This is a genomic window from Micromonospora sp. NBC_00898 (assembly GCF_045207895.1).
Lineage (GTDB): Bacteria > Actinomycetota > Actinomycetes > Mycobacteriales > Micromonosporaceae > Micromonospora.
This window is the reverse complement of sequence record NZ_CP108775.1, coordinates 1,878,540-1,902,710: the sequence shown is the minus strand read 5'-3', so window position 1 is coordinate 1,902,710 and position 24,171 is coordinate 1,878,540. Positions and strand designations below refer to the sequence as shown.

At 70.6% G+C, this 24,171-nt stretch carries 20 protein-coding genes and 2 pseudogenes; 7 read left to right on the top strand and 15 right to left on the bottom strand.

What is annotated here, in order from left to right; genetic code table 11:
* Positions 1–24: 24 nt before the first annotated feature.
* Complete coding sequence (locus OG799_RS09135) at positions 25–1,473, bottom strand: hypothetical protein (RefSeq protein ID WP_406044606.1); 1,449 nt, start codon at positions 1,471–1,473, stop codon at positions 25–27.
* A 126-nt stretch (positions 1,474–1,599) separates the two neighbouring features.
* On the bottom strand, positions 1,600–2,697 hold the full coding sequence (locus OG799_RS09130) for a Nif3-like dinuclear metal center hexameric protein (protein ID WP_406044605.1): 1,098 nt from the start codon (positions 2,695–2,697) through the stop codon (positions 1,600–1,602).
* Between the two features lie 312 nt (positions 2,698–3,009).
* Between OG799_RS09130 and OG799_RS09125 the strand changes: the two genes are divergently transcribed.
* Entirely contained in the window at positions 3,010–3,402 is a 393-nt protein-coding gene (locus tag OG799_RS09125) for a hypothetical protein (RefSeq protein ID WP_406044604.1), read from the top strand.
* Between the two features lie 85 nt (positions 3,403–3,487).
* On the opposite strand, the gene OG799_RS09120 is transcribed toward OG799_RS09125, so the two are convergent.
* Complete coding sequence (locus tag OG799_RS09120; RefSeq protein ID WP_406044603.1) at positions 3,488–3,943, bottom strand: heme-binding protein; 456 nt, start codon at positions 3,941–3,943, stop codon at positions 3,488–3,490.
* A gap of 128 nt (positions 3,944–4,071) precedes the next feature.
* Here OG799_RS09120 and OG799_RS09115 point away from each other — a divergent pair, with 128 nt between their 5' ends.
* Positions 4,072–5,829 (top strand): PucR family transcriptional regulator, encoded by a 1,758-nt coding sequence (locus tag OG799_RS09115; protein ID WP_406044602.1) that lies wholly within the window; start codon positions 4,072–4,074, stop codon positions 5,827–5,829.
* On the opposite strand, the gene OG799_RS09110 is transcribed toward OG799_RS09115, so the two are convergent.
* Positions 5,816–7,255, bottom strand: coding sequence for an MFS transporter (locus OG799_RS09110; RefSeq protein WP_406044601.1), 1,440 nt, complete (start codon positions 7,253–7,255; stop codon positions 5,816–5,818). The genes OG799_RS09115 and OG799_RS09110 overlap by 14 nt on opposite strands.
* Before the next feature lie 248 nt (positions 7,256–7,503).
* Between OG799_RS09110 and OG799_RS09105 the strand changes: the two genes are divergently transcribed.
* Positions 7,504–9,039, top strand: a complete 1,536-nt coding sequence (locus OG799_RS09105) for a hypothetical protein (protein WP_406044600.1) — start codon at positions 7,504–7,506, stop codon at positions 9,037–9,039.
* A 26-nt stretch (positions 9,040–9,065) separates the two neighbouring features.
* Here the strand turns inward: OG799_RS09105 and OG799_RS09100 are convergent, their stop codons facing one another.
* Together OG799_RS09100 and OG799_RS09095 are read right to left on the bottom strand one after the other, a co-directional pair.
* Positions 9,066–10,502 carry an NF041680 family putative transposase gene (locus tag OG799_RS09100; protein WP_406043444.1) on the bottom strand — a complete coding sequence of 479 codons (1,437 nt, stop codon included), beginning with the start codon at positions 10,500–10,502 and terminating at the stop codon, positions 9,066–9,068.
* A gap of 107 nt (positions 10,503–10,609) precedes the next feature.
* Entirely contained in the window at positions 10,610–11,920 is a 1,311-nt protein-coding gene (locus OG799_RS09095; protein WP_406044599.1) for an RNA-guided endonuclease InsQ/TnpB family protein, read from the bottom strand.
* 16 nt (positions 11,921–11,936) lie between these two features.
* Here OG799_RS09095 and OG799_RS09090 point away from each other — a divergent pair.
* Together OG799_RS09090 and OG799_RS09085 are read left to right on the top strand one after the other, a co-directional pair.
* Positions 11,937–12,068, top strand: a pseudogene (locus OG799_RS09090) (hypothetical protein); the annotation flags it as partial.
* Positions 12,069–12,135: 67 nt separating this feature from the next.
* Positions 12,136–12,231: pseudogene (locus tag OG799_RS09085) on the top strand (transposase); the annotation flags it as partial.
* Between the two features lie 20 nt (positions 12,232–12,251).
* On the opposite strand, the gene OG799_RS09080 reads toward OG799_RS09085, so the two are convergent.
* The 8 genes from OG799_RS09080 to OG799_RS09045 form a co-directional block, all read right to left on the bottom strand.
* Complete coding sequence (locus OG799_RS09080; RefSeq protein WP_406036425.1) at positions 12,252–13,373, bottom strand: ISAs1 family transposase; 1,122 nt, start codon at positions 13,371–13,373, stop codon at positions 12,252–12,254.
* 593 nt (positions 13,374–13,966) lie between these two features.
* The gene (locus OG799_RS09075; RefSeq protein ID WP_406044598.1) at positions 13,967–14,413 is read right to left on the bottom strand and encodes a RidA family protein; all 447 of its coding nucleotides are present in this window, start codon (positions 14,411–14,413) and stop codon (positions 13,967–13,969) included.
* On the bottom strand, positions 14,406–16,019 hold the full coding sequence (locus OG799_RS09070; RefSeq protein ID WP_406044597.1) for a gamma-glutamyltransferase family protein: 1,614 nt from the start codon (positions 16,017–16,019) through the stop codon (positions 14,406–14,408). Before OG799_RS09070 ends, OG799_RS09075 begins: the two co-directional genes overlap by 8 nt.
* A 5-nt stretch (positions 16,020–16,024) precedes the next feature.
* Entirely contained in the window at positions 16,025–16,435 is a 411-nt protein-coding gene (locus OG799_RS09065; RefSeq protein WP_406044596.1) for a Rieske (2Fe-2S) protein, read from the bottom strand.
* On the bottom strand, positions 16,432–17,868 hold the full coding sequence (locus OG799_RS09060; protein WP_406044595.1) for an aldehyde dehydrogenase family protein: 1,437 nt from the start codon (positions 17,866–17,868) through the stop codon (positions 16,432–16,434). The genes OG799_RS09065 and OG799_RS09060 overlap by 4 nt, the downstream gene beginning before the upstream one ends.
* A complete protein-coding gene (locus OG799_RS09055; protein ID WP_406044594.1) occupies positions 17,865–19,085 on the bottom strand; it encodes an NAD(P)/FAD-dependent oxidoreductase in 1,221 nt (406 codons plus the stop codon). The genes OG799_RS09060 and OG799_RS09055 overlap by 4 nt, the downstream gene beginning before the upstream one ends.
* Positions 19,086–19,092: 7 nt before the next feature.
* Positions 19,093–19,470 (bottom strand): Rieske (2Fe-2S) protein, encoded by a 378-nt coding sequence (locus OG799_RS09050; RefSeq protein ID WP_406044593.1) that lies wholly within the window; start codon positions 19,468–19,470, stop codon positions 19,093–19,095.
* A gap of 96 nt (positions 19,471–19,566) precedes the next feature.
* Entirely contained in the window at positions 19,567–20,280 is a 714-nt protein-coding gene (locus tag OG799_RS09045) for a TenA family transcriptional regulator (protein WP_406044592.1), read from the bottom strand.
* 191 nt (positions 20,281–20,471) lie between these two features.
* Here OG799_RS09045 and OG799_RS09040 point away from each other — a divergent pair, with 191 nt between their 5' ends.
* Both OG799_RS09040 and OG799_RS09035 read left to right on the top strand, forming a co-directional pair.
* Positions 20,472–21,233, top strand: a complete 762-nt coding sequence (locus OG799_RS09040) for a YoaK family protein (protein ID WP_406044591.1) — start codon at positions 20,472–20,474, stop codon at positions 21,231–21,233.
* A 484-nt stretch (positions 21,234–21,717) separates the two neighbouring features.
* Complete coding sequence (locus tag OG799_RS09035; protein WP_406044590.1) at positions 21,718–22,968, top strand: MalY/PatB family protein; 1,251 nt, start codon at positions 21,718–21,720, stop codon at positions 22,966–22,968.
* Between the two features lie 82 nt (positions 22,969–23,050).
* Here OG799_RS09035 and OG799_RS09030 read toward each other — a convergent pair whose 3' ends face one another.
* A complete protein-coding gene (locus tag OG799_RS09030) occupies positions 23,051–24,100 on the bottom strand; it encodes an SEC-C metal-binding domain-containing protein (RefSeq protein WP_406044589.1) in 1,050 nt (349 codons plus the stop codon).
* Positions 24,101–24,171 lie beyond the last annotated feature (71 nt).

The following is a 24,171-nucleotide window of genomic DNA, read 5'->3' as shown; positions in this document are numbered from 1 at the left end:
CGTCCCGCTCGGATGCCCGAAGCCTCACCAGATGATCGCGGCGACCACCGTACTGACGACCAGCCCCGTGACCACGGGCAGGAACAACTTGCGGGCGAGGTCGACCACGGACACCCCGCAGAAGGTCGCAACGGCGATCAGCGACGACCAGATGACCAGCGTGCCGCCTCCGGTCCACGACGCGCCGTTCTGCGCGATGGCGGCAAGCGTGGCGGTGTCGACCCCGGCATGAGGGCTGAGCGCCTCCGAAAGCGAGCCGGTGAGCGGCAGCCCTGCCCAACCTGATCCGTCCAGCCCGACCGTCATGCCGGCGAGCAGGACGGCGAACATGATGATGAACGGATTGTTCGGGATGTGCCCCTCGACGCTACGGATCGCGTCGAACAGGAATCCTGGTGCCGTCGTGCCGTCTGCCAGCCCCATGATGCGACCTGAGAAGTCCGAGATGCCGATGAAGACGAACCCGGCGATGGGGATGACGACGCCCATCGCCTTGAACGCGAAGGAGAGACCGTCGACGATGTGCTCGGCGCAGCTCTCCAGGGAGCGAACCCCGTCGCTGGTCACCGCGACGGCGAGGAGCAGCAGCGCCGCCAGGCCGCCGACCAGCGGGGCCCCGGCGCCGTCGTCAACCGACACCAGGTCGGTGAACCGGCCGAGCAGCATGTAGACAAGCAGCGCACCGAAGGAGACGGGTACCAGGACGGCGAACAGCTTGGCCCGCCAGTTTTGTCCGCGCTCGTCGGACCGGTCGTCGTCGAACACGGCGTCAGTCGTTGCCGCTCCCCCGTCCTCCAGCGCCTCCCGCGGCGGCAGCTTCGTCGCCAGGGCGTGGCCGAGCTGCTCCGAGGTTCCGCCCGATCCGATACCTGCGGCCACCCCCGCGGGGGCGAGTTCGGCGCGAGGCGCCACGCTCGCCGGCATCTCGGGGCTCGGTTCGGCCGCCGCCAGGCTCGGCCGGTGGCGACGCACCGTCATGAGGTAGCTCATCGCCAGCGCGACAATCCCGACGACCCACGACAGGATCAGGGCTCGATCGGCGATCAGGTCCGCCGACACGTTGGCGCCGCTCGCCGAGAGGGCCGGCGCGACACCGATGACGTAGTCGGAGGCCAGTGCCATGCCCTGTCCGGCGATGGCGATCGCAATCGCGCCGGCCATCGGGGACAGGCCCGCTCGGATGGCGGCCGGGAGCAGGATCGCCGCGATCAACGCGAGGGTCGGCGTGGGCCAGAAGAACAGCGCGAAGGCATAGGTGACGACGAACAGGACGATATAGGCGACCGGCCCGTTCACCATCAGCCGACGGAACGGCGCCACCATCCGGTGCTCGGCTCCGATGGCTCGCAACGCCGCGAGCATCGCGGTGACGAGCGCGATGATGAGGAAGATGTTGAACAGCTCCGAGGCGGCCACCAGACTGGCGCGGAACACCGACGCCAGTCCCCCGGGCACGCTGCCGGTGAAGGTCACGGCGGTGAGGAAGGTCGCGGCGATGGCGGGGACGACGACGTTCTTCCGGGCGACCATGACGATGATCAGTGAAGCCAGACCTGCCAGGTACACCCAGTGCGCTGGCGTCATTTCCATGGTTGTCTCCTAGCTTGCTTGCTCGGAGTGGCTGAGGGGGGTGGCCGCGACCGTCGTCGCGGCGGCGCGAGCGCGTGCGGCCTCGACGAGTGGCAGCAGGTGTTCCTGCGCCATGGTCCGCCCGTACTCGCGCAGGGCGCCCGTGCCCACGCTGTTGATCGGGATCGAGACGACCCGGTCGCGGAACAGGACAACGTCGACGTTCGGCAGCAGTGCGGACAGCCCGAATGCCAACGGAAGTCCGTTCTCGAAGACCTCCGAGGCGTGCGTGCTGCCCACCAGTACGTTGAGTCCGCGCGCGGCCGCACTCGCCACCACGGCGGAGTCCGGGGCAGCCGCGCTGATGCTGAAGATGACCGTGGAGATGGCCGGGTACTCGGCGAGCAACTGGGCGAGCTGCTTCTCACCGAACCCGGTGTGCGGAAAGGCGTGCAGGACGACCTCGCCGAGCGAATTGTCGGGAGCCCCCGCGAGCACCTGCATGCCCGGGGCTGTGGCGCTGTCCACCAGGTCGGCGCACTGGCGGACGGCGCGTTCGCCGTCGAGGATGCGCACGTCCAGGGACCGCTCCAGGCCTGCGTCGAGCCGGGCTAGCACGTCACCCACCGTGGTGACGCCCGGCAGCGGCCGGCCGACCATGACCACGAGCCCGTGCACCCCGTCGTAGGCGGGGTTTACGTAGAAGGGCTCGTGGCCGTGGAGGTGGGCCATGCCGGGGTGCAGTCCGTGGAAGGCTTCATGGCACTCCAGCACCGCGACCCCGTACAGCGAGAGGTAGTCGGCGAGCGCCACCCCGCCGGAGCTCGCCGCGTCCGCGATCGGGTGGTGCGCCACGATCGCGTCCACGCCGCTGGCGTAGGCGAGTTCGATGTGGTGTTCGGTGATGGTCATCGCGACCGCGAGCCGCCGCACCGGTTTGCCGGAGGTCCCCCAGACCAGGCCGGGCCGCTCGGTCACCGCCTTGCCGGGTATTCCCGAGTCCTTCCTGATCACCCACGGGTTCCGGCCCCCCTCGGAGCTCGTGACCCGGCCGCCGGTCAATCCGTCGAGGGCCGCGACCACGTCGGCCACGGTCGGACAGGTCTGCGACACCGCCTCGTTCGTCACGCGTTTCGTCCGCCTTTCCGTTGACGCCAGTGCGACACGCACTGGATCTGGTGCGGCGGAAGCACAAAAAGCTGCCACCGCTCGGACTCGGCGGTGTGCGCGAACTCGCGCAGACCGCCAACCGCCATCGGCGACAGCTGTCGGGCTCTTCGCTACGAAGCTCCCTGGACCGTTCGTCGGTTCTGAATCACGACGTCCTCGTCGGCCCGTACCCGCAGGAACAGCGCCTCAGAGGTTGGTGATATATAACGGCGCTCGCCGGAGGGTGTCAAGGTCTCGACCAGCCCGTCCGACGATCACTAGAGTCGCGCCATGGATCGCTCAGGCAGCACACCGCCGCGCACTCCCGGCGAGCTCAAGCAGGAGATTCTGCGCGTCTACAACGCCGTGAACCAGGGCATCGCCGGCGTCGGTGTGAGCCGGCAGCGGGTCGACCTCCTGGACGACCGCATCCTCATCCTCGCCCAGCACCAGCGCGTCAAGGCGCTCGCGACGCTGGATTCCGCGCACCGCGACATCACCCGCGAGGTGGACGTGGCTCTGCTGGACGAGGGCAAGCGGCGGCTCGCCCAGGAGTTCAAGGACAAGATCGGGCTTCCGGTGCGAGTCGTGCTCAAGGACTACGACCCGAGCACGGAGATCGCGGCGACGGTCGTGGTCCTCGACGCCCCGTTGGTCCTCACCGAGCCGCGGCGCCATCAGTAGCGGCGGGCCGCACCGGCCCGATTCAGAGGTCGTCGCTGACGTGCCGTTGGTCGGCGGCACGTCAGCGACGCGTGTTCGACCAGGGCTATCCGCCGAGGCCCAGTTCCGCGACGTGCTTCGCGAACGCCTCAAGCGCGGCAGCGCCGACCGCCTTGTCCTGGTCGCCGTTGCCGCCGCTGACCCCGACGGCGCCGACGATCTGGCCGTCGTACTCAATGGGGAACCCGCCGACGAAGATGGCGAACTTCCCGGGGTACATGTGGCTGATTCCGAACGCCTCGTTGCCGGGCAGCGCGGGGCCGTTCGGCGGCTCGTTGAATTTGTGGGTCGCCCGCTCATGCCCGGCTGCGGTGAACGCCTTCGCCATCGCGATCTCGACTCCGGTGAGGCGGGCACCGGGCAGCCGATGCAGCGCGAGCACATGGCCGCCGTCGTCGCAGACGCAGATCGTCTGCTTGACTCCGATCTCCTCCGCCTTCGATCGAGCTGCGGCGAGCATGGGAAGCGCGTCGTCGAGGGTGATTCGGTAGATCCTGTGCACGTTGCCTCCTCTGCCCCACTACCGGGCGGTCCGTGCGACCAGCCTGCCTGGGCGCGGAGAGCGCGAACAATGGCTAGACTGCCGCGATGCGGCGGGGGAAGCTTGTGCAACCTGTCCAAGGAGTTGTCATGACGGACCCATCGGCGGAGACATCGGACGGCCCGCCTGACGACACGGACCCGCAGCACCTGACGGTGGGTCGGCTGCTGCAGGAACGGTTGCTCCGCCCGGCGCGTACGGCGGCGTCCGCCGAGATGCTCGACACCGCTGTCACCTGGTGTCTGCCGTGGGACGAGGTCCAGGCCAGCGTTGACCCCCTGCCCGGAGTTGTCGTCCACGCCCGGGCCGACCAGGTCCGACCGGCGCTGCTGCCCGGTCTCGGCCGGCGCAACGCCACGGCCGTCGTCGTCGCCGGCGGGGCCGGTGATCTTCCTGACCCGACGTGCGGCCTGCCGGTGATCCACGTCGGTGCGCACGTCGGGTTCCGCCACCTCAGTCAGCTGGTGGCGGAACTCGTCCTGGCCCGGGACACGCACGTCCTCCGGTACGGCCTGAGGGTGCACCGCTCGCTGGTGGAGTTGCTGTACCGCGGGGCCGGGTTGGCCGCGCTCGGGCAGCAGATGGCCCGGCTGTCCGGATGCGCGGCGGCGATCCTCGATTCGCAGTACCGGGTCCTGGCGTTCGAACGCAGCCGCGACCGCGTGTTCGAGGCGGCGGCGGTCGCGAACGCGCTGCGCGAGGACGCGTCCGAAGGGGCCGCCGAAAGCGTGTTGTCCGATCGGGGCACCGCGGCAGGACCGGATCCGATGGCTTCCGAGCAGCCGCACGCCGGGCCTCAGGTCCGGACGCTGCTGATCGACGGGATCAGCGCGACGTGCGTGCTCAATCCGATCCTGCTCGGCGGTCGCCATGACGGCTGGGTGGTCATCGTGGAGTCGGCCGATCCACCCAGCCCGCACGAGATAGCTCAGCACCGCGTGGTCGTCGAGCAGGCCGCCACCATCGTGGGTACCGAAATGTTGCGCCTGCGCAGCGTCGAGCAGGCTGAGGAGCGGGCGCGGGGCGACTTCGTCCACGCGTTGCTGCACGGCCGTTTTTCGAACCAGCACGAGCTGGAAGCCCGGGCTGCGCACTACGACTTCCCGGTCGGGGCGACCTACGGGGTGGTCGTCGCGAACGGGCTCGGCTCGGTTGGCAGCCCCGACTCCCCGACGGCCCTGTTCCAGCTGGCGCGGCACGCCGCCCGCCTCGACGCCCGGCCGAACGCGCACACTCTGGCGACGGTCGTCGGCGACGTGCTGGCGGTGGTCCGGCAGGTCGACCCGGCGGGCCGCCGGGACTCGCCGGACGCGCAGGACCGGGCGCTGGCGGACTTCGCGCGTGCCCTGCAGGTGGAGTTGGAACGGAGAACCCAGCGCCGGGTGGCCGTGGCGTACGGGCGCTGCGTCGGCGACGCGGGCCGCATCTTCGACAGCTACCGGGAGGCGCGCATCGCGCTCGGGATCCGGAACCGCCTTGCCATGGACCAGGTCTGCGGCTTCCAGGACCTGCGGGTGTTCGCCGCCCTGGTGGAGCTCGCGGAGAGCCCGCAGGGGCGTGCCTTCGCCCGGGACATGCTGGCCCCGCTCCGCAGCTCCCGCGCCGGCGGAAGCGGCCTGGAGCAGGCCGTCATCGCCTACGTCGCGTCCGGCGGGAACCTCAACGCCGCCGCGCGGGAACTGCACATCCATCGCAACACGATGCTCTACAAGCTCGACCGCGCGTCGCGGCTGCTGCAACTGGATCTGCGCGAGGCCGAGCACCAGTTCGCGGTGTGGTTGGCGCACAAAATCAACCTTCTCGCCGAGACGGTGACGGCCGTCGACCGCGATCTCAGCCCGACGTAGTGGCCGGCGACGTCGGGTCGGTGTCGAGCGGGGAGGGGTCGGGGCCGACGAAGCTGACCAGCAACCCGACGGCGGCGATCGCCGTGCATCCGGCGAAGAGCAGCAGCAGATTGCCGTGCGGATAGACGACCGCCACCCAGGCCGCGCCCAGCGCCGAGCCGCCGAAACGCATCATGTTGAACAGTCCGAGGGCCGCGCCCGAGCGGCCTGCCGGTGACCGGGTCGCCCCGGCGGCGGACGGTGTCTGGACGAGGGCCACGCCCACACCCACCGCGAGAAGCAGCGCGATGAGCAGTGCCACGCTCCGGCCGTCGTTGCCCGCGTACAGCCCCAGCAGCAGTTCCGCCGTGCCGAGCAGGACCAGGCCGGTGCGCAGGATCCAGCGGGGCCGGCCGCGTTCGCTGAGCAGACCGACCACGGGGGCCAGCACCGCCATGGCGGCGGGCAGGGCGAGCACCAGCAGGCCGGTGATGGCGGTGGTCCGCCCGAGGGTCCCCGTGGCGTACAGCGGAACCGCGACGAGCGTGGCGGCCAGGCAGAACATCTGGGCGGATGCGGCGACCGTGCTGCGCAGGAACCGCGACTCGACGATGAGACGCGGCCGGATGATGGGCGCCGCCGCCTTGGCGGAGGTGATGACGAAGATCGCCAGCAGTCCGACGCCCGCCACGGCGAGCGTGATGATGAGCCAGGCCGGCACGACGTGCTGCGGGACGGCGGTGGCGGCGGTCATCAGCAACGCGGCGCCGAGTGTCAACGACACCGCTCCGGGCCAGTGCAGCGCGGTGGCATGCCCGCGGTCGTCCGGCACCACCAGGACCGTGGCGACCAGCAGGATCACGGCGATTGGAGCGAGGCACCAGAAGATCGCCCGCCAGCCGGCGAGGTCGGCCAGCAGACCGCCCAGCGGCGGGCCGATGGCCTGTCCGATCCCGTTGGCGGCCGCCCAGGCGCTCATCGTGCGGGTCCGCTGGCTCGGCCCGTAGATGGCGGCGAGCATGCCCATGACCGCCGGTGGATAGGCCGCACATGCCATGCCCTGCAGGGCGCGCATCGCGACGAGGGCATGCAGCGACGGGGCCAGGGCCGCCCCCACCATGGCGACCGCCATGAGAGCCAGGGACGCGATGACCGTACGACGTCGTCCGAACCGGTCGCCCACCCAGCCGCTCAACGCCATGCCCGCGGCAAGGACCAGGACGAAGCTGCTCACCACGAGAACGCCGGAGGACAGCGAGACGCCGAAATCGGCGGTGATGTCGCGCAACGGCACGTTCAGCACATTGTTGATGACGGTGCCGAGCAGCGTCGCGCCGAGCAGGGTCAGCAGCACGGCGGGTCCCGCCCGCTTTCGCTGCGGCGGAGCCTCGAGGGCCGGCGTGGCCAACGACGGGGCGCCTCCAACCCGCAGCCGGGTGTCCCGCACGTCCCGTCCTTCCCGTCGTCTGCGCAGATCACATACCGTTCGAGACTGCGCCGTGACCGTCAGACGACGCTACGGCACCCTGCACAATCTTTGACCGCCGGCCTGTGCACATGGCTGATAGACGCTGACCTTGCACACGCGGAGTCTGACGTGCAATCAACTCCCTGCAAGAGGCAGTGAGGTAGCAGATGCACCTAACGGCGGCCCACTGGGTCTATCTAGCCGGCGTTGTCGTCATCATCGCGACGATGATCGCCCGAAAGAACATCGTAGTCCCGGCCGTGGTCGCGACCCTCGCGACCGCGCTCGTCTTCTCGCACAGCGTCATCCGCGGGCTCTCCGCGGTGTTCAACGCCAGCCTCGTGGCGGCAACGAACCTGTTCAACATCTTCCTGATCATCGCGCTCGTGACCGCGATGCTGCACTCGTTGCAGGCCATCGGCGCCGATCGGAAGATGGTCGCCCCGTTCCGAGGCGTGATGCGCAACGGCCACCTCGCCTTCTGGACGCTGGTGGTCGTCACGTACTTCATCTCGCTGTTCTTCTGGCCGACCCCAGCGGTGCCGCTGATCGGCGCGGTTCTCATCCCGGTGGCGATCCGCGCGGGTCTGCGGCCGATGGCCGTCGGCCTGGTCGTGGCGATCGCGGGCCAGGGCATGGCCCTCTCCTCCGACTACGTCATCCGGGTCGCCCCCGGACTGTCGGCGAAGGCGGCGGGAGCGGACGCGAATGTGGTCGCCGACCGCGCGATGGTGCTGTCCCTCGTCGTCGGTGGGGTCGCTCTCGCGGTCGCCTACCTGATGGAGTTCCGCACGATGCGCCAACCCGACCCGGCCCTGCTCGTCGAGTGGGAGTCGACGGCGGACGGCAGCGGTGAACGCGCGAGGGACCTGGCGGTCACCGAGCGGGAGCGCGAGCTGGTCGGCGCGGGCGAACGGCCGGCCGGTGGCGGGGACGTCCCGTCCCTGCGGGGCGGGCCGCCGACGACCGGGCACGGCGTCGCGCTGCGGGAGGAGTACGACGAGGAGCTGGGGGAAGGCCCCGAGGAGTCGGCCGGCAGCTACCGCGGCAACCCACTCGTACCGACCTTCTTCGCCATCTTCGTGCCGGTGGCCTACCTGGCGCTGATCGTGTACATGGTGGTCGCGAAGGTCTCCGACAGCGTGCCCGACCTGCGCGGCGGCGACGCCGCCGCCCTGGTCGGCGGCATCGCGGCCCTCATCGTCTTCCTCGCGGCGCTCGCCGGTGACGGCAAGAGCTTCCTGGAGAGCTCCGCCGAGCACGTGGTCAACGGACTGGTGTTCGCGTTCAAGGCCATGGGGGTCGTCCTGCCGATCGCCGGCTTCTTCTTCATCGGCAACGGCGACTTCTCCGGCCAGATCCTCGGCACCGCCGACCCGACGAAGGGGCCGGCGTTCCTGTACGACCTGGTCACGGCGGCGCAGAGCCACATCCCCCACAGCGGCTTCATCGCGGCCTTCGGCATCCTGCTCATCGGCATGATCGCGGGCCTGGAGGGGTCGGGCTTCTCCGGACTGCCGCTGACCGGGTCGCTGGCGGGCAGCCTCGGCCCGGCCGCCGGGATCAGCGCCGGGACGCTCGCCGCCGTCGGTCAGATGGGCAACATCTGGTCCGGTGGCGGCACGCTCGTCGCCTGGTCCTCACTCATCGCCGTCGCCGGCTTCGCCCGGGTGCCGGTGATCGCCCTCGCCCGCAGGTGTTTCATCCCGGTCGTCAGCGGGCTCATCGTGGGCACCATCTTCGCGGTGGTCTTCTTCCCTTGACATCCTCCCCCGCCTAAGCTTGGCGTTTAACCCGTCTGCTTTCGTCGTTCGGTGATGGACAGGGCGCGTTTCACGGTCTTCCCGACGTCGTAGCTGGGCGCGGGTTGCCGGTTCTTCGATCCTCGGGGGCGTCCGGGTCCGGCCTTGCCGGGTTTCGGCGCGCTGGCGGGGTGGGTGGTCTTCGGGTGGATGTGGCGAAACCCGCGGCGGACCCGGGCTGGGGTGAGCCGGTCCGGGTCGGCGGGTCGCTCCCAGGGCCGGCGGAGATCTTCGGCGAGACCGCGGGCGAGGCGTAGCTGGGTGTGGCAGGCGATGACCAGCCAGGTCCACCGGTCAGCCGTCTCGGGTGTGCGGATCTTGGGCCGGGTCCAGCCCAGCGTCTGTTTGAGCAGCCGGAAGGTGTGTTCGAGGTCGAATCTGCGCAGGTAGGACTGCCAACTGCGGTCCACGTCCGCGGCGGTGGCCGCGGTGATGGAGGTCCACAGCCAGACCGGTTTCGGGTGGCGATCGCCTGGCAGGTGGTCGACCTGCAGCCGGATCAGGGTGCCTTCGATGATCGGTAGGTCGCCCTGGTGGTCGAGCCAGCAGGTGCGGCGGGTCAGCCGTGGGTGGACCCGGTCCCAGGCGGTCGCGGTGGCGGTGCCGTAGCGGGCGGTCTGCGTGGTGGTGACGGTCTGCGGCGCCGGCCAGGTGTCAGGGTCGGCGAGGGCCAGTTCGGGGCCGTGTTTGGGTGGCCGGCCGGTCGTCCCGGGTAGCCGTGGGGGCGGTGGCAGTGCCATCACCCGGTCCGAGCGCAGCCGCCCGAGCAGGTCCACGGGCAGGTCGGCGAGGAGGAACGCCAGGCGGGGGACGTCGTAGCCGGCGTCGCACACGATCAGGATCCGCCGATCGCCCGGCGTGTGGTGGCCGGCCGCGATGAGGCGTTGCACGACGGCGCGTAGCTGCCCGGCGGTGACGGCGGCCGCGTCGTCGGCCGGTCCGAGCCGGACGGCGTCGAGGATCGCCGTCCACGAGGTCCGGCCGGCTTCGAGGGCCGCGACGAATGAGTACGGCCAGCCCGGGATCAGCTGCGACTGGCCCTTGCCGCGGCCGTAGACGTGGCAGAACAGCCGGTCCGGGCTGGTCTGGGCGTCGGAGCGCAGCCACGGACTGACGTCGACAGCGAGAACGATCCGCCCGTCGGCGGCCCGCGGCACCGGCAGGCCCGCCACGGCGCGGCGCAGCCGCGCCACGTCAACGCGTCCGCAGTTCAACCCGTCGTACATGCCGCCGTGACCCCGGCGGTGCTCGGGCGCCAGCACCAGATCAACCAGCGACCTGACCGGCCCGTCCGTGCACAGCAGCGCGTCAGTCACCTCGAACAGGACGTCAGCGCGGGCGGTCAGACAGCGGTAGAACTCGGTCCGGAACGTGGACAGCACCGCTAAAGCCTCGACGCGGGCAGCGTCATCCAGCACACTCATCCTCACGGCCTTGGTGTCGATCATTGATGTCTTCAGCAACATCCATGATCACGCCAAGGCCGCCCGCTGTCCACAGTGCACAGATCGATCCCGAGTCAAACCCGCAGCTAATCAGGCCGGCAGGTTAAACGCCAAGCTAAGGGCGGGAGATTCCCGTTTCCAGTGCCGGTTGTCGCGACGCTGGGTGGGTGGTCGACAGGACGCTTTCGATTCCTGTCCCGGACTGCCCGCCCGGTGTGTGGGGACGCCGCCTCGGCGGCGTCCCTGACGTTGATCGCCGCGTTCACGTCAGCGTTCGCCTGATGTCCGCAGAACCCGCACCGGAACACCGCTTGGCTGTCGCGGTTGTTCCGGTGCGTGTTCCCGCAGCGGCTGCACCGCTGGGAGGTGAAAGCGGCCGGCACCTTCACGATCCGGGTGCCGGTGGTCCGCGCACGATTGGCCAAGGCTGCCTCGAACAGACCCCAGCCCTTGTCGAGGATCGCCCGGTTCAGTCCGGCCTTCTGGCGCACGTTGATGCCAGGCTCGGCGACGGTGCCCTTCGCGGTGGCGGTCATAGCCTTGACGTCGAGACGTTCCAACTTGACGGCCGCGTGTTGAGCGCAGAGCCGGTTCGCCACCCACATCACGAAGTCACGGCGCCGGTTACGGATCTTCGCCTCGGTCCGGGCGATCTCGGCACCGACCTTACGGGCACGGTTCGAGGTCTTCGCGCCACGCTTACGGCGGGCGGTCTCCTGCCGGCCCGCCTTCGACTTCAGCCGGGCCAACTCCCGCTCCTGACCGGCCGAGGTGAAGGAGCGGTCCCACATACGCCCGTCGGACATCGCCAACGCGACCTTCACCCCACGGTCCACACCCACAACGGCGCCGGGCCGGGCATGCGCCTCAGGTGTCTTGATGCCGGCGTGGACACCGAACCCGACGTGCCAGGCAACACCGTCGAACGACACCACCGCGTTACGGACCACACCGCCCAACGGACGAGACCAGCGGAACCTGACCACGCCAACCTTCGGCAGGCTAACGGCACCCCACGGGCGGTTGAGACGCCAGACCTGGACCGCCTGACCGGGGAACGGCACCGACAACCGCACCGACCGACGTCTACGGGTCGGCGCCCCGGCAGGGTGCTGCGGATTCCACCAGTTGCGGTACGCCTGATCCAGTTGACGCAACACCTGCTGACCGGACTGCGCTGGCAGGTCAGCCACCCAGTCGAAGTCCTTACGCGCCTCCGTCAAGAAGACGCACTGGGCGGTCACCCCGAGCGTTGCCTTGCGCTGCTGCCACGCAAACTGACGCTGCTCCAGCGCGGTGTTGTACAGCCACCGGCACGTATGCCCCCACGACGTCAGGCGCTCAGCCTGCCCCAAGGTGGGGCACAGCCGGTAACGCCGGCCAGCGTCCGCTAGCACACCCCTTAACCTACACGTGATTTCATCACCGCCGACCACCCGGTTCGCACCGGCAGACACCGTTTTCCTACTTCACGCCCATTTGGTTTTCGTCGCGAAGCACCGGCGCTTGACCGACGAACACCTGCGCTACCTCGAACCGGTGATACGCAAGGTGTGCGAGCAGTTCGAATGCGAGCTGGTCGGGTTCAACGGCGAGGTCAACCACGCCCCACCTGCTGGTCCGCTTCCCACCCAAAATGGCACTGTCGAAACTCGTCAACTCCCTCAAAGGCGTGTCCTCCCGCTATCTACGCCGTGACTTCCCCAGAGGTAAAGCAAAGTCAGTTGATCATGTTCGGGATGCGGCGAGTAGTGGCAGGATCAGCAGTTTGTTGCCGTGGAGTCGCTCCAGGACCTGTTTGATCTTGGAGTGGCCGGCGAGGCGGATCAGTCCGATGGCGAGGTTGCGGAACAGGGCCATGGTGTGGGCGGCGGCACCGAGCCAGGCATGGTGGTGGTCTTCGGCGAAGAGGACGTCCCGGACCCAGTGGATCTTGTTTTCGATGCCCCAGTGTCGGCGGGTGTAGTCGGCGATTTCTGCGGCTGTGGTGGCCTGGGCGTCCAGGTTGGTGATCCCGTGGACGATGTCCTTGTGCAGGCGTTGGCCGGTCAGGTCGTAGGTGTCGCGGCGGATCCGGAAGACCTGCGCGGCGGCGGGGAACTCGATGCCGGCGGCGTCGGCGGTCCAGATCCGACGCTCGATGATGAGTCCCGAGCGGTGTTCGCGGTGAGTGTGGGCGGCGCTGTCGCTGGTCGCGGCGGGTAGGCGCTGCCAGATCGCCGCGAGGAGGGCGGGTCTGTTGCCCTTGACGGTGAACACGTAACCGGCGCCGCGGTGGTGCAGGTAGGTGGCGGTGTCGGTCGAGGGGTGCGCGGCGTCGGCGGTGATCACCGCGCCGGCGATCTCGACCGGGTCCAGCAACGCTTGGACCTGGGTGACCTCGGTGGTGTCGTCGGGCACCCGGAGTTGAGCGATCACGACGGCGGTGTCGTGGCGCATCGCGGAGAACAGTCTCACGTTGTTGGCGGGGTCGCCGTCGTGGGAGGCCCGTACGGTCTTGCCGTCCAAGGCCAGGCCAGGCCGCCCGCCGTCGGTGGGTGGGATGCGGGTGGCGATCCACTGACACAGCAGGCGGTCGGTGGCGGCGGCGTCGATCGTCTCGGCCACACGGCGCAGGGTGTCCCGACTGGGCGGTATCCGCCGGCCGTGGCGGGGGTCCACGCGGGCGCCCGCGGCGGCCAGCAGCAGCGCGGGCAGCTCGGCGACCCGGTCGGCGGCCTGGCGGAAGTTGCGGGCTCCGCAGAGCACCGCCAACGCCAACATGGTCAACGCCGCCGGCAGCCCGTGACGCACTCCCCGAGGCTTGCGTGGGTCGCTGACCTGGGAGAACACCTCGTACAACGCGGTCACGTCGGAAACGTCGATGTCAGCGCCGCTGTCAGTGACGCAAGCGGTCAAGGCATGGGAGACTGCCACGAGCGGCCTTTCTTTGCAGACGATGCTGGCGTAGAGAACCTTCATCATCCACTTAGGAAGGCCGCGTCTATGAACCGGCCTCAGACAGCGAAACCGCCGCTGAGCAGCACGTCCACATGATCACCTGACTTTGCTTTGCCCCTGGTGACTTCCCCGAGGTCCACCGCTACTACTGGCGCGGTGCCCGACTGTGGTCCGGGACCTACTTCGCCGGCACCGCCGAGGGCACTCTATCGACGGCGCTGCATCAATACATCGAGCAACAGAACCGTCCCGGCTCGTGAAACCCCTCGTAGCCTCCGGCTGCATGGAACCGGAAAGCGGCATCACCACCTGAAGGGCGGCGCACTGCGGCTTGAAGTTGGTAGACACCGGCAACACGAACTGCGGAGGCGGCGGGCATCCCGCCGCCTCCGCCGTGTCGTCACCGCAAACCCCTGAATCCCGCGGAGAAACTCACCTTCAGCTGCTTGCCGCCGATCGAGCGGCCGTCGGGGCCTCGGCGACGCAGATCCGCCCCGAGCAACTCAATCGGCGGTGACGGCGACGGTGAGCTCCACCTCGACCGGCGCGCCGGACGGCAGGCTCGCCACCCCGACGGCCGAGCGCGCGACGATGCCGCGATCGCCCAGCCAGTCCCGCAGAGCCTCCGAGGCGCCGTCGGCGACCGCGGAGTGCTGCGTGAAGTCGGGACGGCAGGCGACGTACACGGTCATCCGCAGGCACCGCCGCACCCGATCCAGTCCCCCGACCACCGCGGCCACCGCGGCGACGGCATTGCCGGCCGCGAGGCCGGCTGCGGCGCGCGCCTCGGCCACGGTCAGATCCGCGCCCACCAGGCCGCGCACGGCGAGCCGGCCGTTCACCCGTGGGGTCATGCCCGCCGTGTACGCGGTGCCCGCGTGCACCACGACCGGCACGTAGTGGCCCTGCGGGGCCGGGGGCGCCGGCAGCCGACCGGCTGGTTCAGCCACCGAGCACCATCCCGTCCTGTCGGGGATCGGCGCCACCGGTGAGGCAGCCGAGCCGCTCGTCCACCGAGACCACCAGGGCGCTCCCGCCCGCGTCCCACGGCCCCACCAGCCGTACCTGGTGCCCGGCGGCGCGCAGCCCGGCAAGGGTTTCCTCGCCCAGCCGCGACTCACAGATCAGCTCGTCGGGCGCCTCCACCACATCTGCGTCGCTGCCCGGGAACACCGTGAACCGCGGCGCCGACACCGCCTGCTGCGGATCCAGGCCGTGGTCGATCAGATGCGACAGCACCTGCATGTTCCACTGCACCTGCCCGTCGCCGCCGGGCGTGTTGCCGACGTGCCGCAGGGCTCCCCCGGCGTCGGTCACCAGCCACGCAAGGCAGGTGTGCAGCGGACGGCGGCGTGGTCGTACCTGGTTCGGGTGGCCCTCGACCAGGTACGCGCCGCGGCCCAGCCGGTTGTTGAGCATGATGCCGGTGCCCGGGATGGTGATCCGGGCGCCGAAGGTGAAGGCGAGTGAGTGGATGAAGCTGACCGCGCGGCCGTCGCCGTCGACCGCGACGGTCGTCGTGGTGTCCCCGTCCGGCGTCAGCCCGGCCGTCGCGAGCGGATGCCGTCCGGCAGCCAGCTTCGCCCGCACATCCGCCACCGCCTCGGGCCGCAGCAGCTCCCGCCAGGCGTCCGTGTCGGCGCCGCACCGGTCCCACCGGTCCCGGAAGGCCTGCCGGGCGGCTCCGGCGAGCCAGCCGACCGCGTCGGCGCCCAGCCACGGCCGCCCGGAGAGCGTCCCGTCGCAGACGGCCGCCTGCTGTAGAACCATCCAGCCGGGCGTGGGCGGCGGTGTCGTGTGCACGACCAGGTCGCCGTACCGCCCGGCGACTGCCTCGCCCTCGAGCGGGATGTCGGAGGCCGCCCACTCGGCGCCGCTGAACGGAGCGCCTGCCGCCGCCAGTGCGGCCACCGCGCGATCGGCCAGTTCGCCGGTGTAGAGGGCGCGGGGATCGGCCGCCAGCAGCCGCAGCGAGTCGGCGAGCTCCGGCTGTGGGAGCCGTTCGCCGGCCTGCGGCGCCCGACCGTTACGCAGGAACGTCCGTCGGGCCCCCTCGTCGGCGCGCAGCTGCGCCTCGTGCTCGAGGATGTCCGCGCGGGTCTTGCGGGTGCAGGGCAGACCACGTTCGGCGGCGGCGATCGCCGGCGCCCACAACTCGGGGAGGCTGCGCGTCGCCCCGCGGGCGTGCAGCGCGGCGATCGCGGTCACCGCACCCGGAGCTGCCACGGCGAGCGCCCCGGTGAGGGGAATCGCGGACAGGCCCCGCGCGCGATAGAATTCCAGGTCGCCGCCGTCCGGCCCGTATCCGCTGCCGTTGATGGTCCACACCGACCCGTCCGGCTCCCGGACCACGGCGAAGGCGTCGCCGCCGACGCCGCACTGGCCCGGCAGCGCGAGCCAGGACATCGCGGCCATCGCCACGGTCGCGTCGATCGCGGTGCCGCCCGCGGCGAGCACGCGGTGACCGACGGCGCTGACCGCCGGGTGGCTCGAGATCGCCATGTGTTCGCCGGCGAGGACGGGGTTACGGGCCGGTGCCGGCCAGTCCACGCTCACGTTCGTCACCTCACCGGTTTGCGTCGGCGGGGGCCACCGGTCGCGATGTCCTCCGGCGTCACGCCCACGTAGATCTCGCCGTCCTCTTCCCGCACGGGGAACGTCTTGATCGGTTCGGTGGCGGGCGGGCAGACCGGCTCGCCCGTCTCGAGATCGAAGACGCTGCCGTGGCAGGAGCAGCCGATGCCGTCGTCGACCAGCTTGCCTGATGACAGCAGGCAGTCCAGGTGCGTGCAGTAGTTCGACGTCGCGTACGCCTTGCCCTCGGAGCGCGCGACGCACAGCTCCAGGCTGTCGGCGTAGAAGCGGCGGACGTACCCGTCGGGCACCTGTCCCGAGCGGGCGACGCGGACAAATCGGACGGCGCCCGGCTCCGCTCCCGCGTCCGCGGTGCCGGTGACCTCGGGCGTGCTCATGAGCCCACGTAGACGGTCTTGTCGACGGTGTAGAAGTGCATCATCGTCTCCCCTGCCTGTTCTTTGAACGTCTGCGTGCTGGAGTTCTTCAGCCCACCGAAGGGGGCGTTCATCGCCATGCCCGTGGTGGGCTGGTTTACCTTCACCAGGCCGCTGTCGACCCGCCGGGCGAACTCGAGCGCGCGGCCCAGGTCGCGGGTGACGATCCCGGCCGACAAGCCGTACGCCGTGTCGTTGGCGACGCTGATCGCGTCGTCGAAGGAGTCGACGCGCAGCACGCTCAGGACCGGTCCGAAGATCTCCTCCTGCGCCAGCGGCGACGACGGGTCGACGTCGGTGAACACCGCCGGGCGGACGAAGTTGCCGTGTTCCAGGCCCGGGCCGAGCGGCTCGTCACCGGCGCGGAGGCGGGCGTCAGCGACCGCTGCGAGGTCGAGATAGTGCCGGGTCTTCTCCAGTTGGGCGCGGGTCGCGAGGGGGCCCATCTGCACACCGTCGGAGAGCCCGTAGCCGACCCGGCGGGCGCGGGCGAGGGCGACCACCCGCTGGACGAGCGCGTCATGCACCGCATCGTGGACGATCAGGCGGCTGGTGCCGGTGCACGCCTGGCCGCTGAGGCCGAACGCCCCGCGGACCACGATGTCGGCCGCCCGGTCCAGGTCGGCGTCCTCCAGCACGATCACCGGGTTCTTGCCGCCCATCTCCAGTTGGCAACGCTGGCTGGGTCCGACCGCGCGGTGGATGGCCGCCCCGACGTCGGACGAGCCGGTGAAGGTCACCGCGCCCACCCGCGGATCCGCGACCAGCGCCGCGCCGGCCTCTCCGCCACCCTGCACGAGGGCGAGCGCACCGGCCGGGACACTCGCCTCGATCAGCGCCTCGACCAGCCGCTGCCCCAGCAGCGGGGTCACCTCGCTCGGTTTGAACACCACCCCGTTGCCCGCCGCCAACGCCGGGCCGAGCTTGCGGGACGGAATGTTGAGCGGGAAGTTCCACGGGGTGATGGCCACGACGACCCCGACGGGTTCCCGGGAGGTGTAGACGAGGCTGCCGTCGCCCGTGGCGTACGTGCGGCCCGCGACGCGCAGCGCCTCACCTGCGTAGAACCGGAGGTTCGACGGGGTCCGGCGGGTCTCGGTGAGCGCCTCGGCGAGCGTCTTGCCCTCCTCGCGGACCAGTTCCCGGGCGAGGTCATCGGCGCGGGCGGCGAGGATGTCCGCGGCCCGATGCAACACCGCCGCCCGCGGCTCCGGACCGCGCTCCGCCCATTCCCGGTAGCCGGCCGCGACCGCGGAGACCGCGTCGTGCGCGTCCTTCGCGTCGGAATCCGGGAAGACCGCAACGACCTCGCGCTCGTCAGCCGGGTTCCGCCGCTCGCGGGTACGTCCGCTTGCCGAGCCCACCCACTCGCCACCGATGAAGTTGCCCTTCACAGTTGCTCCTCCAACGCCGTCAGATCGGCCAGGTCGACGTCCTCGTCGGCGAGGATCCGGGGATCGACGCTGACCTGTCCGGCGATCAGTTCCTTGGCGACGAGGACGTCCGCGCCGCGGTCGACGGCGAACGCCGCCCGTACCCGGCCGTCGCGCAGGTAGAACGCCGAGAAGTCGCACTCCTCGACCGAGCCGCGCACGACCAGCTCGTCCCAGACCGGCGCGTGGCCGGTGTACTGCAGGCTGTGGTCGTACTGGTCAGACCAGAACCAGTGCGGGTCGGCGTACACCGTGGTCCGGCCGATCATGTTGTTGGCGGCGGCGGTCGCCTGCCGGCTCGCGTTGTCGAAATGCTCGACCCGGATCCGCTCTCCGAAGAGTGGATGCCAGTGGTTGGCCACGTCACCGGCGGCGTACACGTTCGGCACCGCAGTCCGGCAGTACTCGTCCACGAGGATGCCGTTGTCGACGGCGAGGTCGGAGCGCTCGGCCACGGTGGTGTTCGGCGTGATGCCGATGCCCACCACCACCAGGTCGCCCTCGAGGCGGCCGCCGCTGGTGGTGACGACGACGCCCGTCGGTGTCTCGACGACGGACTCGACGGACTCACCCAGTCGCAGCGTGACGCCCTGCCGGCGATGGATCGCCGCGCAGGTGGCCCCGATCTCGCGGCCGAGTACGCGCTGCAGCGGCACGTCGAGCGCCTCCACCACCGTGACGTCGGCGCCCTGGCCGCGGCTGGTGGCGGCGACCTCGGCGCCGATGAAACCGGCGCCGATGACGATCACGTGTACGCCCGGGCGGAGCTGGGCGCGGAGGCGCTCCGCGTCCCGCCGGGTGCGGAGGTAGTGGATACGCTCACCCGCGACGTCCGGGAGGCGGCGAGGGCTCCCGCCGGTGGCGAGGAGGACCGCGTCCGCGGCGACCTCCGTGCCGTCGGCCAACTCGACCAGCCCGCGCTCCGGCCGGATCCGGACGACCGGCTGGCCGAGCCGCAGGTGCACGTCGTTCGCCGCGCACCATTTCTCGGCCAGCAGGTTCAGGCCGCAGTCGTCGTCGCCGGCGAGGTACTCCTTGGACAGTGGCGGCCGCTGGTACGGCGCCTCCGGTTCCGCACCGAGCAGCTCGATCCGGCCGTCGAAACCGCGCCGGCGCAGCGCACGGGCGGCGACGGCGGCGGCCTGACCGGCCCCGATGGTGACGATGGTCCTGGTCATCGGCGTCTCACCCCGCGGCCGTGGTCGTGTACGGGGCGGCGCCGGCGTCCGCGGGGCCGGGGCGCGGTTGCGGGTTGACGTAGATCTTGTCGTTCTCCACCCGGACGTCGTACGTCGGCTGGCACTCGACCTGGTCCGCCGCCTCGCCGGTGGCCGGGTCAAAGGACCACTGGTGGCCGGGGCAGATGATCCGCCCGTGCAGCAGGGTCCCCTTGCTCAGCGAGCGCTGCTTGTGAACGCAGACGTCGTGCAACGCGAAGACCTGGCCGTTGACGAGGAACAGCGCGATCGGTGTGTCGCCGACGACCACCTGCTTCTTCTTGCGGCGCGCGAGCTCGGACAGCTCGGCGACGAGCACCCACGCGACGGGGTTAGGCTCGCTCACTCCCGACTCCCTCCGGTCTGAAGCGGTTGCGGAACTCCGGCCGCAGATGCCGGAAGGGTGGGCCAACCAATGGACCCACCCGTCCGGCGGCTTCGATCAGGCGCTGACCAGGTCCTGCGCCACGTAGGTGTCGTAGAGCGCCTTGGTGTAGGAGAAACGCATCTCCGCGCCCCAGCGGACGAACTGCAGCGATCGCTGCTGCAGCTCGGGCGTGTTGGCGTGGTCCAGGACGATCTGATAGCCGCGCTCGCCGTGCACCTCGTCGGAGGTGATGTGCAGGTCGAAGAACTCGATCTCGTCCTCGGTGAAGCCGTACGCCTCGCGCAGCGGGACGATCTGCTTCTTGTAGATGCTCGGCACCTGGGACTCGAGGCCGACGACCAGTGCCGCGGTCGCCACCGCGAAGTGCTCGCGCATGGCGGTGGCGTAGCACCACGCCTGGAGGCCACGGGTCACCGCGTTCATGTTGTTCGGGTCCTCGATCCGCTCCCGCGTCGTCCCGCAGGCCTCGGCGAAGCGGATCAGCAGGTCGGTGTGGCGGATGTCGGCCAGTTCCTCCTCGTACATGTTCTGCAGCAGGAAGTCCTTGGCGTCCGTACAGGTATCGGGGGTGTTGGCGTAGACGTAGCTCAGGTAGTCGGCGAACGGGCCCACGTAGTGGTAGTGGTTCTCCGCCCAGCGTGCGAAGTGGTGCCGCTGCAGCTTGCCGTCGGCCCAGGCCTGGCTGAACGACGCGTTCTTGGCCTCCCTGCCCTTGATCGCGTCCTCGAGGGCAGCGCGGAACTTGTCGCGGGAGAGCAGCTCGGTCATCTGGTCGCCTCTCTCTGGTGCGTCGGTGCGGTCCCGGCAGCTCGGCGTAACGCCACGGGAGTCTCTGAGGTGCCACCAACGCTAGGGAGCCGACGACCAGCACCCCACGGTCAAGATGCACATCCTTCGCCGCATTCTTCTGTGCAGACAGTCCACGGCGTTTCCGTCGGCCGGTTTGTCATCGTGAACCGATGCCGACGATCAACAGCGCGCATCCGCGCCGATTCAGGTGGACGCCGACGGCGGCGTCGCGGAGCAGCCACCAGCAGCGCCGGTGGCGGGAGTGGATGGCCGTCGTACTGGCGGTGAACAGCGGAGCCACCGACGCGATCGGGTTCCTGGCGCTGGGCGGAGCCTTCACCAGCGTGATGACCGGCAACATGGTCCTGCTCGGCGTCGCCTTGGCCGGGACCGACGGCGCGCTGGCCCTACACACCGGGGCGGCGATCGTCTGTTTCATCCTCGGCTGCTCGCTGGGCACACGCATCGCCGGCACCCCGAGACCCGACGACCCGGTCTGGCCCCCGGCGGTGACCCGCGCGCTGGTCGTCGAGGGCGTGGTGCTTACCGGGTACGCGGTGGGCTGGTGGTTGAGCGGCGGCCACCCCTCGGGACAGCTGCAACTGTCGTTGCTGGTGCTCAACGCGCTCGCGCTCGGCATCCAGAGCAGCACGGTTCAGCGCTTCGGCGTGGCGGGACTGTCGACCACCTATCTCACCGGAACGCTCACCACCGTGATCGCACGACTCACCTCAGGACATCGGCTGCGCGACGTCACGCAGAGCGTCCTCACCCTGCTGGGGCTGATCGCGGGCGCTGCACTCGGCGGGCTGCTCGCGGTACGCGCGCCGGTGTGGGCGCCCCTGATGCAGCTGGGAAGCCTCGGCATCGTCCTGGCCGCAGCCGTCGCGGCGATTCAGCCTGAGCCCGACCGCGACCTCTCCGATCGCTGACTCTCCGGCCAGCGGATCCGCCGCCGGCAGGCTCGGGTGACGGAAGCCAGGGATCGATTACCGGACCAGACGGTGCCCTACTGCGCCAAAGGGCCACCCACCCAGCCCAGCACCCAACGGTCCGATCTGGTCGACGACTGCCGGGTCGGGAACGGGCGGCCACCCCCGGTGCGTGTCCATGGTCGAGGCTGCAGCTTCCGTAGTGGTAGGGGCCGCAGACGTGTGCTGCAACTGCACGTCTGCGGCCCTCCATCCACGTCACGTCGAACAGCTACCGCGCCTAGGCCTACTGCGGGAGCGCGGCCAATGGGAGGGCCGCCAGGGCTGCAGTTTCACGAGCAGAGCTCGCTACGCGTCCTACCGTCCCGGCATACCTGACCGGCGGGTCAGTGGGGGTCGCAGCGGTAGCGGAGCAGCACCGGGCGTCGCGCTCGTCGGCGCCGGACCGGGCGGTGACGACGACGTACGGCCTAAGGTGGGCGGCATGGCAAGCACTGCTCCCTCGGCCAACGGCTCCACGGCGCGCAATCCGCTCACCCGGCTGACTCTGCCCGAACTCCGGCAGCGCACCAGCGTGAAGTGGCGTATGCACCCGCCCGACGTGCTTCCCCTCTGGGTGGCGGAGATGGACGTACCCCTCGCTCCCGCCGTGGCCGACGCGCTCCGCCGCGCGATCGACCTCGGTGACACCGGATATGCGTACGGGGCGGCGTACGCCGAGGCGCTCGGCGACTTCGCCGCCCAGCGGTGGGGCTGGCACGACTTCCGCGTCGACCACACCACGTTGGTACCCGACGTGATGATGGGCATCGTCGAGGTACTCCGGCTCGTGACCGACCCCGGAGACGCGGTGGTGGTCTGTTCCCCCGTGTACCCGCCCTTCTACGCCTTCGTCAGCCACGCCGGCCGGCAGGTGATCGAGGCCCCGCTCGGACCCGACCAGCGCATGGACCTCGCCGCTCTCGACGAGGCCTTCCGCCGCGCGCGGGAGCACGGCCGGCGGCCGGCGTTCCTGATGTGCAACCCGCACAACCCGACCGGCGTCGTCCACCGCCGCAGTGAGCTTGAGGCCATCGCGGAGCTGGCGGGCCGGCACGGCCTGCGGGTGATCTCCGACGAGATCCACGCCCCCCTCGTGCTCCCCGGGGCGCACTTCACCCCGTACCTCACGGTGGCCGGCGCCGAGAACGCGTTCGCCCTGATCTCCGCCTCGAAGGCGTGGAACCTCGCCGGCCTCAAGGCGGCGCTCGCGGTCGCCGGGCCGCAGGCCGCCGCCGACCTGAACCGCATGCCGGAAGAGGTCAGCCACGGGCCCAGCCACCTGGGCGTCATCGCGCACACCGCCGCGTTCCGCGCCGGCGGACCGTGGCTCGACCTCCTCCTCGACGGCCTCGACACCAACCGCACGCTGCTGGAGACGCTGCTGGCGAAGCACCTGCCGCGCGTCCGGTACCACCGGCCCGAGGGCACCTACCTCGCCTGGCTGGACTGCACGGCGCTGGGCATCGACACCGCACAGTCGGACGGCGACGCACCCGGCGTCGCCAGCGATGTCGCCGGGCCCGCGAAGATGTTCCTGGACCGCGCGCGGGTCGCCCTCAGCTCCGGGCACGTCTTCGGCACCGGCGGAGTCGGCTTCGTACGACTCAACTTCGCCACCTCACCCGCGATCCTCACCGACGCCGTCACCCGCATGGGCCACGCCGTCGAGGTGCACCACGCGTCGACGGGCTGAACCCTCACACACCCCCCTTGGCGGCGACCGCTCGCCGAGGCCGGCGCGGCCTCGCTGCCGCCACCAGCGATCGGCAGGGCGGTCAGCTACGGGAGCGCGGCAGGCAGCACTTCTTGTACTTGAGGCCCGAGCCGCACCAGCAGGCGTCGTTGCGCTCCGGCGGCCAGGAAATCTGCGCAGCGGGCCGGGTCGCCAGGTCTCGCGCGTAGCGGGTGCGGATCTCCGGATCCGTCGGATCCCCGTCGTGCCGGCTGGCGTAGCCGTTGAGCCCATCCACCTCTCCGCTGACCACGCTCAGCCCGGTCCGACCGGTGTTGGCCTGCTGGACGAGGTGCCGTTCCAGGCGGCCCCGGTGCGCGTCCCAGTCCGGGCCGTACGCCTCGGTCAGCTCGGCGTGCTCGGCGAGCAGGCGGTCGAACTCGGCCCGGGGCCAGAAGAGCAGGTCGATCTCCGTGCCCTGCCGCTGCTCCGCCCGGCGGACGAGCTGGGCCTCCAGCCGGTCCGCCAGATCGTCCTGCCGATCATGCGGCAGGTTCAAGTCCCGGCGTACCCGGTGCCGCTGTTGCAGCAGGAAGAAGAGGACGCCGGGCGCCTCCGGAGGGCCGACCTCCACCGTCGGCTCGGGGCCGGGTACGGCCTCCGTGGGTGCTGCGGCCGCGGTGGCCCGCCTGCCGAGCACGGTGTCGACCGCCTCACTCAGCCACTCCTCGGCGATCACCGAGAGACCGCCGGCGTCCAGAGCCGCGCTGACGTACGCCGGGGCCTCGGGCTGCTCGATCAGGAGCTGGCGCAGCGCGGTGAGCTCCGCCGTCGCCTCGTCCTCCCGGCCACCGGCCCGGAACAGGATCCGGGCCCGCAGCGCCCGGGCGAAGCCGGCCCGGGCATCCTCTACCGACGGGTACGCCGCCAGGGCCCGGTCCGCGTACCGGAGTGCGGCGTCGAGCCGCCCTCGGATCTCGGCGATCTCCGCGGCCAGGGTCAGCGCGTCCCCGGCGTCCTCCGGCTCCGCAAACCGGCCCTGCTCCACCGCGTCGGCCAGGTCGGCGGCGACGCCGAGCGGGTCGGCTGTGCCGAGCGCCGAGCGGCGAAGTTCGTCGAGATCGGCGCTGGTGATCACATCTCTCGTCGGCACGATCTCACGGTACGTCGGGTTCCGCCCGTAGCGCTGGCTGATCACCCGTTACGCCGATCTCAGGCTGCCTC

Coding starts and splice junctions, on each gene's coding strand:
- OG799_RS09125 (WP_406044604.1), top strand. CDS start 3,010: ATGGATCGCTCAGGCAGCACACCGCCGCGCACTCCCGGCGAGCTCAAG.
- OG799_RS09115 (WP_406044602.1), top strand. CDS start 4,072: ATGACGGACCCATCGGCGGAGACATCGGACGGCCCGCCTGACGACACG.
- OG799_RS09105 (WP_406044600.1), top strand. CDS start 7,504: ATGATCGCCCGAAAGAACATCGTAGTCCCGGCCGTGGTCGCGACCCTC.
- OG799_RS09100 (WP_406043444.1), bottom strand. CDS start 10,502: ATGAGTGTGCTGGATGACGCTGCCCGCGTCGAGGCTTTAGCGGTGCTG.
- OG799_RS09065 (WP_406044596.1), bottom strand. CDS start 16,435: ATGAGCACGCCCGAGGTCACCGGCACCGCGGACGCGGGAGCGGAGCCG.
- OG799_RS09055 (WP_406044594.1), bottom strand. CDS start 19,085: ATGACCAGGACCATCGTCACCATCGGGGCCGGTCAGGCCGCCGCCGTC.
- OG799_RS09045 (WP_406044592.1), bottom strand. CDS start 20,280: ATGACCGAGCTGCTCTCCCGCGACAAGTTCCGCGCTGCCCTCGAGGAC.
- OG799_RS09040 (WP_406044591.1), top strand. CDS start 20,472: ATGCCGACGATCAACAGCGCGCATCCGCGCCGATTCAGGTGGACGCCG.
- OG799_RS09035 (WP_406044590.1), top strand. CDS start 21,718: ATGGCAAGCACTGCTCCCTCGGCCAACGGCTCCACGGCGCGCAATCCG.